The sequence below is a fragment of the Planomonospora algeriensis genome (assembly GCF_977012225.1).
Genome location: NZ_CDRNDK010001103.1, coordinates 1 through 451 on the forward strand (window position 1 = coordinate 1; position 451 = coordinate 451).

General features: G+C 76.3%; 1 pseudogene. It reads right to left on the reverse strand.

Annotated features, from left to right (window positions below):
• Positions 1-451 (reverse strand): annotated as a pseudogene (locus ACWJ6R_RS38015) (ABC transporter ATP-binding protein); the annotation flags it as partial.

Consider the following 451-nt stretch of genomic DNA (forward strand, 5'->3'; position numbering starts at 1 on the left):
GCGCAGGCCGCGATGTCGCGCAGGCCGCCGGCCACGGCCGTGACCGACTCCGCCGTCCGCTCGTCGGCCAGCAGGAACGCCCGCTGCCGCCGGGCCAGGACCGGCAGCGAGAGCAGGAAGAGGCCGAGGCCGGCGATGAAGGGCGGCAGCACGAGCACGAGCACCTGCGGGATCAGCGCCGTCAGGCCGAGCACCACGCTCACCGCGGTGAACACGAAGGACCTGACGACCGTGACGACCGAGGCGAGGGCGTCGCGGGCCAGCTCCACCTGGAGGTTCGAGCGGGCCACCGCCGAGGCCTCCGTGCCCGGTCCCGGAGCGGCCGACCGGTCCAGCGCGCCCTCGACGACGTGGCCGAGCAGATCCTCCCGGAACGGCTCCACGATGGCGGCGACGGCCAGGACGGCCCGCTGCGCGCCGACCGCGGCGACCAGCCAGGCGGCGCCGAGGA